At 50.0% G+C, this 13,273-nt stretch carries 11 protein-coding genes; 7 read left to right on the top strand and 4 right to left on the bottom strand.

The features are described 5' to 3' along the window. Positions 1 to 104: 104 nt before the first annotated feature. From hutU to D9738_RS06710, 7 genes are all read left to right on the top strand, one after another. Positions 105 to 1,802, top strand: a complete 1,698-nt coding sequence (gene hutU / locus D9738_RS06740) for a urocanate hydratase (RefSeq protein WP_130259808.1) — start codon at positions 105 to 107, stop codon at positions 1,800 to 1,802. A 163-nt stretch (positions 1,803 to 1,965) separates the two neighbouring features. Further along, a complete protein-coding gene (locus tag D9738_RS06735) occupies positions 1,966 to 3,375 on the top strand; it encodes a cytosine permease (RefSeq protein WP_130209878.1) in 1,410 nt (469 codons plus the stop codon). A gap of 25 nt (positions 3,376 to 3,400) precedes the next feature. Beyond that, positions 3,401 to 3,967 carry a HutD family protein gene (locus D9738_RS06730; protein WP_240780550.1) on the top strand — a complete coding sequence of 189 codons (567 nt, stop codon included), beginning with the start codon at positions 3,401 to 3,403 and terminating at the stop codon, positions 3,965 to 3,967. Further along, positions 3,964 to 5,175: an imidazolonepropionase gene (gene hutI / locus D9738_RS06725; RefSeq protein WP_130259807.1), complete on the top strand. Its 1,212-nt coding sequence runs from the start codon at positions 3,964 to 3,966 to the stop codon at positions 5,173 to 5,175. Before D9738_RS06730 ends, hutI begins: the two co-directional genes overlap by 4 nt. Then, entirely contained in the window at positions 5,175 to 6,125 is a 951-nt protein-coding gene (gene hutG / locus D9738_RS06720) for a formimidoylglutamase (protein ID WP_130259806.1), read from the top strand. The genes hutI and hutG overlap by 1 nt, the downstream gene beginning before the upstream one ends. Before the next feature lie 50 nt (positions 6,126 to 6,175). Continuing rightward, positions 6,176 to 7,846, top strand: a complete 1,671-nt coding sequence (locus D9738_RS06715; protein WP_130259805.1) for an aromatic amino acid ammonia-lyase — start codon at positions 6,176 to 6,178, stop codon at positions 7,844 to 7,846. Positions 7,847 to 8,116: 270 nt separating this feature from the next. Next, entirely contained in the window at positions 8,117 to 9,022 is a 906-nt protein-coding gene (locus D9738_RS06710) for a LysR family transcriptional regulator (protein ID WP_130209888.1), read from the top strand. A gap of 33 nt (positions 9,023 to 9,055) precedes the next feature. Here D9738_RS06710 and cobO read toward each other — a convergent pair whose 3' ends face one another. The 4 genes from cobO to D9738_RS06690 all read right to left on the bottom strand — a co-directional run bounded on the left by cobO (position 9,056) and on the right by D9738_RS06690 (position 13,270). Next, positions 9,056 to 9,658, bottom strand: a complete 603-nt coding sequence (cobO, locus tag D9738_RS06705; protein ID WP_130259804.1) for a cob(I)yrinic acid a,c-diamide adenosyltransferase — start codon at positions 9,656 to 9,658, stop codon at positions 9,056 to 9,058. A gap of 9 nt (positions 9,659 to 9,667) precedes the next feature. After that, positions 9,668 to 11,320, bottom strand: coding sequence for a class I fumarate hydratase (locus D9738_RS06700; protein ID WP_130259803.1), 1,653 nt, complete (start codon positions 11,318 to 11,320; stop codon positions 9,668 to 9,670). A 265-nt stretch (positions 11,321 to 11,585) separates the two neighbouring features. Beyond that, positions 11,586 to 11,903: a DUF4387 domain-containing protein gene (locus D9738_RS06695; protein WP_130209894.1), complete on the bottom strand. Its 318-nt coding sequence runs from the start codon at positions 11,901 to 11,903 to the stop codon at positions 11,586 to 11,588. Beyond that, the gene (locus D9738_RS06690) at positions 11,900 to 13,270 is read right to left on the bottom strand and encodes an acyclic terpene utilization AtuA family protein (protein WP_130259802.1); all 1,371 of its coding nucleotides are present in this window, start codon (positions 13,268 to 13,270) and stop codon (positions 11,900 to 11,902) included. The genes D9738_RS06695 and D9738_RS06690 overlap by 4 nt, the downstream gene beginning before the upstream one ends. Positions 13,271 to 13,273: the final 3 nt, after the last annotated feature.

Below are 13,273 nucleotides of genomic sequence, written 5' to 3'. Positions count from 1 at the left end.
CGAAATTATAAACGGAGATTATATAAACCGTTTCTGTATTCCTTCGCTCATTTTTTTCTGGGCGATGACAGCATTTAATTTTATCCAGTAACAGGAGAAGATTCATGAGTAAGCCTTCAGACCCTCGTATTGATACCAGCCGCGTTATCCATGCGCCACAAGGAACTCAACTGCATTGTAAAAACTGGCAGATCGAAGCTGCCTATCGGATGTTGCAGAACAACCTTGATCCCGACGTAGCCGAAAATCCACAGCATCTGGTGGTATACGGTGGCATTGGCCGCGCGGCGCGTAACTGGGAATGTTTCGACCAGATCCTCGAATCACTAAAAAATCTCGAGCCTGATGAGTCGCTGTTGGTACAGTCCGGTAAACCCGTGGGCGTGTTTAAAACTCATACTGACGCGCCACGCGTGCTGATTGCCAACTCTAACCTGGTGCCGCAATGGGCCAACTGGGATCACTTCAATGAACTGGATCGCAAAGGTCTGTTCATGTACGGCCAGATGACCGCTGGCTCGTGGATCTACATTGGTAGTCAGGGCATTGTGCAGGGGACGTTCGAAACTTTTGTCGAAGCAGGTCGCCAGCACTACAACAATTCGCTAAGTGGAAAATGGATCCTGACCGCGGGGCTCGGTGGTATGGGCGGTGCACAACCGCTGGCGGCGACTCTGGCGGGGGCTTGTTCATTAAATATCGAGTGCCAGCAAAGTAGCATCGACTTCCGTCTGCGTACCCGTTATGTCGATAAACAAGCGAAAGATCTTGATGATGCACTGGCGCTGATTAAATACCACACCGAACGCAAAGAAGCCGTTTCTATCGCGCTGCTGGGCAATGCGGCGGAAATTGTTCCTGAATTGGTGAAACGTGCACGTCAGGGGGCGATCAAGCCGGATCTGGTGACCGACCAGACCTCCGCTCACGATCTGGTCTATGGTTACCTGCCAACGGGCTGGAGCGTAGAACAATGGCGTGCTGCACAGCAGGATCCACAACAGCACGCCAGACTGCAAAAAGAAGCGGCACAGAGTTGCGTGGCGCATGTTCAGGGGATGCTGGACTTCCAGGCGATGGGGATCCCGGTTGTCGATTATGGTAACAACATCCGCCAGGTGGCTTTCAACGAAGGTCTGCAAAATGCCTTCGATTTCCCGGGCTTCGTTCCTGCTTACATTCGTCCCATGTTTTGTGAAGGCAAAGGCCCGTTCCGTTGGGTGGCGCTGTCTGGTGACCCGGAAGATATCTATAAAACCGATGCCAAAATTAAAGAACTATTCCCCAATAACGTACTGACCCATCGCTGGCTGGATATGGCGCGTGAGCGTATCGCCTTCCAGGGGCTTCCATCACGTATTTGCTGGCTGGGGCTTGGTGAGCGTCACCTGGCGGGGCTGGCATTCAACGAAATGGTGCGCAACGGTGAACTAAAAGCACCGATTGTGATTGGTCGCGATCATCTTGATACCGGTTCTGTCGCCAGCCCGAACCGCGAAACTGAAAGCATGCTCGATGGCAGTGACGCGGTTTCTGACTGGCCGTTGCTCAATGGTCTGCTCAATACCGCAGGTGGAGCAACGTGGGTGTCTCTGCATCATGGCGGCGGCGTCGGGATGGGATATTCACAACACGCCGGGATGGTTATTGTTGCCGATGGTAGCGAAGAAGCCGAAAAACGTCTGGCGCGTGTGCTGGTGAATGACTGTGCTTCCGGGGTTATGCGTCACGCGGATGCGGGTTATGAAGCGGCAATTGAATGTGCCAAAAATTATGGTCTGAAATTGCCGATGATTCGCTAAATATTAACGCTGTTATTTAATATTTGCGCTAATACAGGCGGGAAGTCATCCGCCTGTATAACAATAATTATCAAAAATATTCATTACATCGTCGAAAGAAATATCTCTCGACCCTCTATTGCTGTTTCAAAAAATGACCTCTCATTTTGCAGGAGACTTTTTCATGGAATCAAGCAGCCCTATCCGCAGTAAAAAACCAGTATTAGAATCAAATACGATTAACGCCGTTCCTGAATCCGCTCGCCACGGCGCGCCCTCCAGCCAGTTTACTTTGTGGCTAAGTGCTAACTTACAAATTACCGCCGTGGTGGACGGCGCGTTAGCGATTATTTTTGGCTCTGAAGCCATGTCAGCAATTATTGGTTTATTAATCGGTAATATTATCGGCGGCGCGGTTATGGCATTGCACTCGTCACAGGGGGCAAAGCTGGGATTACCACAGATGATCTCCAGCCGTATCCGCTTTGGCGTCAAAGGAGCGGCGCTACCGTTACTGATGGTGATTATTATGTATCTCGGATTTGCCGCAACTGGAACGGTATTATCCGGTCAGGCGATTAACCGAATATTTGGTTTTGAGTCAGCATCGACCGGAATTATTATTTTCGGCATGCTTACCGCGATGATCGCATTGGTCGGTTATAAACTTATTCACGTCGTTGGCCGTGTTGCAGGGATATTAAGTATTCTGGGGTTTATTTACCTGGCCACTCAACTTAGCGGTCACTACGACGTGGCTGCGGCATTTGGTCAAAAGCCATTTAGCTTATCGGTGTTCTTATTAACGATTGCACTCTCAGCCGGATGGCAATTAACGTTTGCACCATACGCCTCTGATTATTCCCGCTATTTACCCTCTGATACACCAGCAAAATCAATCTTCTTTGCCACCTTTCTGGGAACCACGCTTGGCGCGCAATGTGCCATGACTTTTGGCGTTCTTGTTGCTGCTTGCGGTGCTAACTTCCTGAAAGATCAGGTTGGTTTTATGGGCGATTTAGCCGGACCAACGTTTGCCATTCTGATTTATACGGTAATTGTTTGCGGCAAACTGACGGTTAACTGTTTGAATGCCTACGGCGGCTTTATGTCGATTCTGGCGACCGTCAGCGCCTTTAACAATCGCAGCCAGGTTTCACAGCGTGTTCGTGCTGCCTACGTTGTAGGTTTCGTGCTGTTGTCGATGGTCGTCGCGCTGGCGGCAAGCGCAGACTTTTTGAATAATTTCAAAAACTTCGTTCTGCTGCTGTTGACGGTATTTGTGCCATGGAGCGCTATCAATCTCATCGACTACTACTTCATCTCACAAGGTAAAACCGATATTCCGGCACTTTATACCCCGGAGGGACGCTATGGCGCGTATAACAAAACTGCGTTGGTTTGCTACGGAATTGGTGTGCTGGTGCAGATCCCCTTCCTGAATCAAAAACTGTATCAGGGACCCATTTCTGTACTGATGGGCGGGGCGGATATTTCCTGGATTATCGGCTTGTTAATTACTGCCGTTATTTATTACCCGTGGGCAAAACGTACTACCAGCGTTCCTGCCCAGACTATTTATCCCGAGTCGTAATATGGAACCAATGCTGATATCTGCAATGGATAAGCCCTTGCAACCGTGGCGCAACGGCGGGGGTTTTACGCGACAACTGCATGCCTGGCCTGATGATGAAAACTGGCTGTTACGCATCAGTATGGCCAATGTCAGCCAGGACGGTCCTTTTTCGGCGTGGCCTGGCGTGGTACGTGGCCTCGCCATTCTCGATGGGGAAGGGGTGAGGCTGACGTTTGCCGATTCGATAATCAACCTGCAACGTCACGATCCCGCCTTAATTTTCCCTGGAGAAGCCAGGCCAGATTGCCAGCTGATGGGCGGTGCAGTTCGCGATCTCAATGTCATGGCGCGGGAAGGCGATACGGGGATGTTGCGGGTGCAAAGTGCCGTTGACTGGCTTCCGCCATCACTTGCGCAAGCGGGCCTGTTCACGCTGTGTGAAGGGGAGTGGGTAAGCGGCGAGAAAAGGGTGTTTGTCGCGGCAAATATGTTGTTATGGCTGGTTGCGACTGATGGCAAGCCCTGGCGTTTCGTACCACGGAAAAAAGTCTCCGTCGGTGAGCTGGCGGGCTGGTGGCTTTATTATCTACGAGGGGAAAAATCCTTATGAGTGCATTAACGCTCTGGCGAAATACCACGCTGGCGACGCTTTCCGCTAACGACTGGGGAGTGATTGAAAATGGTGCATTAATCAGCCGTGGCGACACTATTGTCTGGCTTGGCAAGGCCACGCAGATCCCTCGCGAACTGACGGCGGACATTACAGAGGAACACGACCTGCAGGGTAAGTTGCTGGCCCCCGGTCTGGTGGATTGCCATACGCATCTGGTCTATGGCGGCCAGCGGGCGAATGAGTTTGAGATGCGGCTGCAAGGCGTGGCTTATGAAGATATCGCCAGAGCGGGCGGCGGGATCTTATCTACCGTCAATGCCACGCGTGCGGCCAGCGAAACACAACTGTTTGAACTGGCGGCGCAGCGACTACAAAACTGGTTGCGTGAAGGCGTCAGTACGCTGGAAATAAAATCCGGTTATGGCTTGACGCTGGAAGATGAAGCGCGCTGTTTGCGCGTTATCCGTCGCTTACAGGAATCTACAGGATTACGTATTCAGTCTACGTTTCTTGGGGCGCACAGCTTGCCGCCAGAGTTTGCCGGGCGCAGTGATGATTACATTACGGCGCTTTGCGACTGGATGGGCGTGTTGCATGAACAGGGGCTGATTGATGCAGTTGACGCTTTTTGTGAAAACATCGCCTTTAGCCCAGACCAGGTACGGCGCGTCTTCAGTAAAGCGCAACAATATGGATTGCCTGTAAAACTGCATGCCGAACAGCTTTCTGACCAGCAAGGCGCTGCGCTGGCGGCGGCGTTTTCTGCACTCTCCTGCGATCATCTGGAATACCTGAGCGAGTCGGGGATCGCCGCCATGAAAATGGCTGGAACGGTGGCGGTACTGCTCCCCGGTGCTTATTACTTCCTGCGCGAAACCCATCTGCCGCCGATTGCCGCTTTGCGGGCAGCGGGCGTGCCGATTGCTATCTCCACGGACCATAACCCCGGAACGTCTCCCAATATGTCATTGCCATTGATGATCAATATGGCCTGTACGCTGTTTCGCATGACGCCGCTGGAAGCCGTTCAGGGCGTTACGTGTAATGCGGCAAAGGCACTTGGACTTATTGACCGGGGTGAACTTGCACCGGGATTACGGGCGGATATGGCGGTCTGGGATCTTAACCATCCACGTGAACTGGCTTACTGGTTTGGGCATCAGCCTTGCCAGGGGCTTATTGTCGGCGGAAAAAGGAGTTGGTAATGAAGCAAACATTATTGCCGTGGAGTGGGCGTGTTGACTCGCAGGAAATCGGCATCAGCACTCGCTGGCATCAGCATGTGCAACCGTTTAGTGAACAAAGCCACGGCGGTTGTACGCTGATTGGTTTTGCCGTTGATGACGGGGTGCAACGTAATGGTGGGCGAGCGGGTGCAGCAGGCGGACCGGGCGCGTTGCGCAGCATGTTGGGAAATATGCCGGTGCTCTGTGAAGGCGCTATTTTCGATATGGGCGATGTACAAAGCGAGGACCACGCGCTGGAGTCCGCACAAAATCGTCTGGCGGCCAACGTATCTACAGCCATTGCGCGCGGCAGTTTACCGGTGGTTCTGGGCGGTGGTCATGAAGTGGCGTGGGGAACGTTTCAGGGGATTATGCAGTCGCGTCCTGATATTCAGCGGTTACTGATTGTGAACCTTGACGCGCATTTTGATTTACGGATGGCGGAAAAAGCCAATTCAGGTACGCCGTTTCGTCAGATGCAAGAGTGGAATGCGCAGCATGGCAAACCGTTTAATTATCGCGTGCTGGGAATAAGTTGTTTTGCCAATACTCAGGCGTTATTTGATCGCGCTGATTGTCTCGGTGTGCGTTATTGGCTGGACGAATCTCTGCAATTTGAACGTGGTTTGCATGGGGTCGCTAATGCGCTCTCGGCAGATATTCAGGCGTGTGACGCCATTTATTTAACGATTTGTCTCGATGTTTTACCCGGTTATCAGGCGCCAGGTGTTTCTGCACCATCACCGTTAGGCGTGCCGTTAAATATTACTGAAGCCGTTGTGAATTTAATCGCCGGTAGCGAGAAGTTGATTGCGGCGGATATTGCCGAACTTAACCCGGACCTGGACCGCGATAATTTAACCGCGAAAGTTGCCGCTCGCCTGGTGACCAGTATTGTCCGGCGGGGGAAAACAGATAGAACAAATTAAAACGTTGTCGCAGTAACCCGTTGTTAAACTCATCATGATAAGGAAACACAATGAAAGGATTGATACGAAGAGTCACTGTCACCGTTGTGCTCTGGAGCGTTTGTTCCATCGCGATGGCGAAATCAACCATTACTCTGGATGGCGAACATCTTTCCATTGACCAGGCCTGGTCAATTGCGTTAGGTGATAACGACGTCAAAATCGCGCCGAAAGCGCTGGACAGAATGGAAAAAAGTTATGATCTGGTGATGACCGCCGCACATTCTGGAACACCCGTTTATGGTTTAACCGTAGGCGTGGGGCTAAATAAAGACCAGCCGATATTTGATGCCAAAGGAAATTTAACGCCTGAGGTGATTGACGCGTCGAAAAAATTTAATGCTGCCGCGCTGCGCGCACATTCTGCGGGCGTTGGTCCGATGTTACCGGATTATCTGGCACGCCTTTCAATGGTATTACGTTTAAATACCATGCTGCATGGGCAAACCGGCGCGCAGCCTTATATTGCCGAGTTGTATGCCGAATTTATTAATCGCGGCGTTACACCGTTAATTCCGGCGCGTGGAAGCATAGGCGCAGCGGATATTATGCTCGCTTCGCACGTTGGTCTGGTGATGATGGGGGAATGGAAAGCCCGAGTCAATGGCGTGCAAATGAGCGGTGGTGACGCGCTGGCGAAAGCGGGACTTAAGCCACTGGTGCCGCAGGGTAAAGATATGCTGGCGATTTTGTCGAACAACAGCGTCGGGACAGCCTACGCTATCGAAGCAGTTCGTTCGGCACGTCAGTTGCTGAATGTCAGCCCGGTGGTTTTCGCTATGAGTCTGGAAGCGTTGAATGGTAACGTCGCACCGGTACTGCCGCAGTCAATTGCCGTGCGTCCTTTCCCGCAGTTGGCTGACTCTGCAAAAGAGATTCGCGATGCGTTAAACGGTTCATATTTATGGCATAAAGATGACAAACGTGCATTGCAAGATCCGTTATCGTTCAGAACTACGGTATATACCATTGCTGAATCAGTACGCGCTTTGCATGATGCTGAAGAGGTCATAACCGTACAAATCAATAGTTCCGATGACAACCCAGCAACGGTGCTGAATGCTGACAAGGCGTATCAGGACTCCAGTCAGGTCGCGCAATATTTTGTTAAAGATGGCGCAGTCAGCGGTGGGATCTTCCCGACGGCGAATTTCGAATCGTTACCTGTTGCGCTTGCCACTCAGCGTCTGACCGTGGCGTTGGTACATGTTTCGCATAACAGTATGCGTCGCTCGCTGCACCTGGAAGATGAGCACTTTACCGGTTTAACGCGCTTCCTGTCGGCATCCGGTAATAAAGGTCACGGCTTCGGTTCGCTGCATATTCCGTTTGTCGCGCTGCATGCAGAAAACGTCGATCTCGCCAATCCTGTTTCTTTCGATATTCAACCGGTTGCCGGAGGTATAGAAGATACCGGCGCCAATAATGACCACGCGGCCAGAAGATTGAAACAGGTTGTCGATAATCTGAACGTGATTTATGGCATTGAACTGATGCATTCCGCACAGGCTCTCGATTTACGGTTGCAGGCCAATCCACAACTGGCATTAGGGAAATCCACCAAAGCAATGTTTACCGAATACAGAAAAGTCGTGCCGTTTGTCGACCAGGATCGGGTCTTTACCCCAGATATTGCAGCTTCGCAAAAATTCTTAGAAGGATATGCTATTAATCAAAAATAAAATTTTTGTTGATTGTTTATCATAATATCCATAGATATGATGATTGCTATCAATTTAATAATCTTCACTTAACTTGAATCATAATAATCCGAAGGGCGTTTTGCTTTTCGGATTATTATTATCTGATTGAGACAATTGTCACGCCGGGCTTGCTGGGTTATAAATATCGATCATGATTTTTATAAAATATCTATTGCTGCTTTGGTTGCCATTACTTAGTAATAAGTAATGGTTTTTTGATAGTTTAAACTATTTTTAAGGGACGGCATTATGAGAGGAAAAATACCCAAAACGGAACTGTTGGTAACTTTTGAGGTGGTCGCACGCCATGAAAGTTATACCAGAGCGGCAGAGGAGTTAGCGTTAACCCAAAGCGCAGTATTCAGGCAAGTTAGCGCACTGGAAGATTTTTTACATATATCATTATTTGCGCATTCTAAAAAAAGAATATTTCTTAATGATGCCGGAAAGCATTATCTGGGCATTGTTAAAGAAACATTGAATAAGCTTGAACGTGACACAAATACTATCATGACCTGGCAGCCTACGGTTCAGGTTATTGAGCTTGCTGTCAATCCTACTTTCAGCACGCACTGGTTGATCCCCAATTTACGTGAGTTCAATAAATTGTATCCCGATATTATTGTCAATATTCACTCATTAGCTAATAACGGGGATTTCCTTAATCGGGAATACGATGCCGTCATTATGCGCGAAAATTTTTGTGCGCCCTGGTCGGAGGTAGAATATCTCTTTGAGGAAGAGATCCTGCCGGTATGCAGCGGCAGTTTACTTTCACTTCCTGACCAAAAACTGTCTGTTGCAGAGCTATTAAGTGAGCTACCACTGCTGCATCAAAGCACCCGTATTACTGGTTGGGAAGAGTGGTTTGCATTGTCTGGCGTTAGTAGTCCGTTGGTGAATAACGGGCCACGTTTTGATTTACTTTCAATGCTGATTGCCGCCGTGCGATCTAATCTCGGTGTGGCGCTGTTGCCCCGGTTTGCAATTCAACACGATTTAGATAGCGGTGACATGGTGATCCCGTGTGATGTGCCTATTCGTACCGGCAATCGCTTTATTATGACGTGGCGGGAAGAGAAGGCTGATTATCCGCACTTGCAACTCTTTCGTGAGTGGTTGCTGGCAAAATCGGTCGTACCGGAGGAGATGTAAAACCTGCGCCTGGCGAGATGCCAGGCGCAGTCATTACCAGTCGATACCAGGCTGTGCCTGAATACCGTTATCAAAAGCATGCTTGACGGGGAGGATTTCGCTTACCGTATCCGCCATTTTTACTATCTCACTATGGCAGCCGCGCCCGGTGACAATGACGTTTTGCTGCGCCGGGCGATTTTGTAGCGAAGCGATCACTTCTTCGGTATCCAGATAATGGTAAGCCAGCATGTAGGTCAGCTCATCGAGCACCACTAAATCGTAACGGTCATCAGCCAGCATCCGCTTGCATTCAGACCAGACCTCTTTCGCCGCGTCGATATCCGCTTGCCGATTCTGTGTCTCCCAGGTAAAACCTGTTCCCATAATATGAAATTCAACGCCCAGTGGATGGAGAAGGTTATATTCGCCGTTGTCCCACTGTCCCTTGATGAACTGCGCAACGCCAACCGTTTTGCCATGACCTACGGCGCGCGTCACGGTACCAAAAGCGGCGGTGGATTTTCCTTTTCCGTTACCAGTGAAAACAATCAATATTCTTTTTTTCTCCGTCGCCGCCGCGATGCGTGTGTCGACATGTTCTTTCAGTTTCTGCTGGCGCTGAATATGCCGTTCAGTTGAAATCCGCGCTTCCATTCACTTTCCTTAATGCCCGGCGGGGCAATTGGCGCAACGGTGTTGCTGCTCAAACTGACTAAAGAAATTATTGCCTTTATCATCCACCAGAATGAACGCGGGCAAGTTTTCAACCTCCATCATCCACACTGCTTCCATGCCCAACTCCGGATACTCCAGGCAATGCAGGCTTTTGACATATTCTTGCGCCAGTAACGCCGCTGCACCGCCGATACTTCCCAGATTAAAGCCGCCATGTTTGTGACAGGCATCAGTAACCTGCTGGCTGCGGTTGCCTTTCGATAACATTACCAGACTGCCGCCAGCCGCCTGGAAGGCGTCGACATAACCGTCCATTCGACCGCCCGTGGTAGGTCCAAGAGAACCACAAGCCATATTTTCCGGTGTTTTCGCGGGGCCAGCGTAATAGACGATATGATTTTTCAGGTAATCCGGCATCGGTTCGCCGTTATCCAGTCGTTCTTTTATTTTGGCGTGGGCGATATCACGCGCCACTACGATGGGGCCGCTTAACGACACACGGGTGCCGATCGGTAATGTGGCGAGATCCTGCATTACCTCACGCAATGGACGATTTAGATCAATCTGTACGTTATGCGTGTGATTGTCTTCCCGCATTGATGCTGGAATATATTGCCCCGGATTATGTTCGAGTTTTTCCAGCCAGATGCCGTGCTTGTTAATTTTGGCTTTAATATTGCGGTCGGCGGAACAGGAGAGCGCCATAGCAATTGGGCAGGAACCGCCGTGACGCGGTAGACGAATAACACGAATATCATGAGCGAAATATTTACCACCAAACTGAGCACCAATGCCAAATTGTTGGCTGGCGTCGAGCAAGGTTTTTTCCAGTTCAATATCGCGGAAGGCTTGCCCCTGCTCGTTTCCGCTGGTGGGCAGATTATCGTAGTATTTTGTCGACGCTAGTTTGGCGACTTTTAACGCCTGATCGGCAGAAAGTCCCCCGACGACAAAGGCGATGTGGTAGGGCGGACAAGCGGCGGTGCCCAGCGATTTCATTTTTTCGATTAAAAACGTAGTCAGTTTTTCTGGTTGCAGGAGAGATTTAGTTTCCTGGTAAAGCGCAGCTTTATTGGCGGAGCCACCCCCTTTATTGACACACAGAAAATGGTACTCGTCGCCGGGGACGGCGCTGATATCAATCTGCGCCGGAAGATTGGTTTGTGTATTGACTTCGGTATACATATCCAGTGGCGCATTTTGTGAAAAGCGCAGATTATTTTCCTGGAAAGTGATGTAAATACCTTTGCTTAAGGCTTCGGCGTCATTACCTCCGGTCCAGATGTGTTGCCCTTTACTGGCGACAATGGTGGCGGTGCCGGTGTCCTGGCAGTTGGGTAATATCCCTTTTGCTGAGACTTCGGCATTGCGCAGTAGCTGCAAGGCCACATATCTGTCATTACTGCTGGCCTGCGGATCGTTCAGAATGCTGGCGACTTGTTGCAGGTGAACGGGACGTAAGAAAAAAGAGGCTTCATAAAATGCCTCCCGGGCAAGCAACGTTAATGCTTCCGGAGCGACTTTTATCACTTCTTCGCCGTCTATTTCCGTTACTGTAATATATTGATCGCTGATTAATTTATATTCCGTTGCGTCTTTATATTGTAAAAACGGTTCTTGCCAGATAAATGGTTTGGACATGATGTGTTCTCACATTGTGGTTATTTTTTACCGAATGATAAGGCAGGTCGTTTTTCCAGCAGAGATTCGGTATTGACTTAAGTATTTTTTGTTTAATTACGAGTGATGGTTGTATGGTTTTTAGGGGAACGTAGGCCACCAGTTATTCCAGCTGTGAAAATGCTGGCGTGCTTTGTAATCTATTTCATTGATACGTTTAGATAAATGTACCTGACATAATGGAATCTGTGCAGGTACATTTATGGGGTTGATAATCTAAACAGTATTAAATATCAAAATGAATGCTTAATAAAGGTGCGTGCTGCTGCGCACCATAAACATCATTATCGCCTACATTCCCAGAGATAATATCTCGTGGCATGACGATTTTTACTGCATTAGAAGGATCAAACCAGACAATACGATGAATAAAGTTAGGTTCAACATGATATAAGCGCGCAATCAGCTCTGGAGTTAATTGCCCTGATGATTTAACTCGCTCATAGTTTTCTTTCGTTTTAAATAAAATATCTAAAACCAGTTCGTAGGGTCCGGCATTTTTTGAACGAATGACTTGCGCCAGTGAGACAATTGACTGTTTCATGCCTGAACTCCTTCTGGTGTCACCTGTTCAATATGGAAATCAAACCGCAGTGCGTCGTTGGCTTCAATCAGGTGATAGATAGAAAACTCGTATACGGGTCCGCTCTGGATATCAGAAGGGGAGAACGGGAACGCCAGGTTGCCCGCAGTGGCGATGCGATTTTCATAACCGTAGTGCAGCATAGTGGAGCGCACCAGTGAACAAACACTGTTGGCGATTTCTTGCGTCGGCGCGACCACATCCAGGACGATCCCCAGTTCATGTCCGGCAGTTTCCATGGGCTCGTGGTCGCCCATGACACCATTTTTACCGTACAGGTGGAATGTCATTCGAATGCTGTCATCGGTCAGCGACAGGTTGCGCGTTACGCTGGCTTTGACATCTTCAATGATTTTGTCGATCCCGGCGATCATTATTGGGTCGCGAGTGCCTGCTATGGTCAGGCAGCGGAAGCCCACCTGCCGCGCACCTTCCAGTTTCAGGGCATATGGCGTTTCTTCATGCTTAGAACCGCTGACATAAACTTCACCGTCGTTCACGGCTTTGAAGGTGCAGCCTTTCAGATTCAGAACACCACCTGGTCCCGGCAGGAAGTACGGGTCCGATTTCTCATACAGCGTATGCGCGGCTGCGGATGTTTCGGTGAATTTACGCTGCGGATTGAACGTCTTCAGCGTGAAGCCATTATCGTCGATGATGCCCATCGCACAGTCAGAGCCGGAGCCTGGCGTCGCGGCAATTGCTGCACATTCGAGAATTTTCCCACAGTGCAGCGCCAGCCCTTCGTCAAAGCCTTGCATGATGGGTAGCGCTGCAAAGCAGGCCGGATCATAAGCCCGGCCGCCCAGCACCACCTGTGCGCCTTCTTTCAGCGCCCGCTGGAAGGGCTCGATGCCCATTTGCGCGACGATATAGGTACTTTCGTCAATCGCGTCGTGCGTTAACGGCGGGACAAAATCCAGCGCCATGATTTTGCCGTTATCCAGTGCCTGGTGAACGATGGCTTTGTCAACGTCCGCCGGGATCAGCGCCATCGAAAACGAAAGTTTTTCCTCTTGCGCAATCTCGTGAATAATTTGACGACACCACTCCAAATGCGGGGCTGCGCCAGAACCACCTGCCGTCCCGATCACCACTGGAATATTATTTTGCACGCCAGCGGTGATCATATAGCGCAGGTCGCGTTTAACTCCCGCGCGGTCGGTAAAAGGCTTACCCGCCCCCAGATAGTGCGGGCCAGGATCGGAAGAACCGGCATCAACGGCGATCAGATCGGGAGATTCCGCCATTGCTTTGCGGAAGCTCTCTTCAGGGAAGCCGTAACCGAGGATCGCAGTAGGTGATAAGACTTTAAAAGAACGAGCCATCTG

The organism is Escherichia sp. E10V5 (assembly GCF_004212315.1).
GTDB lineage: Bacteria > Pseudomonadota > Gammaproteobacteria > Enterobacterales > Enterobacteriaceae > Escherichia.
This window is presented reverse-complemented; position numbering and strand designations above follow the sequence as displayed.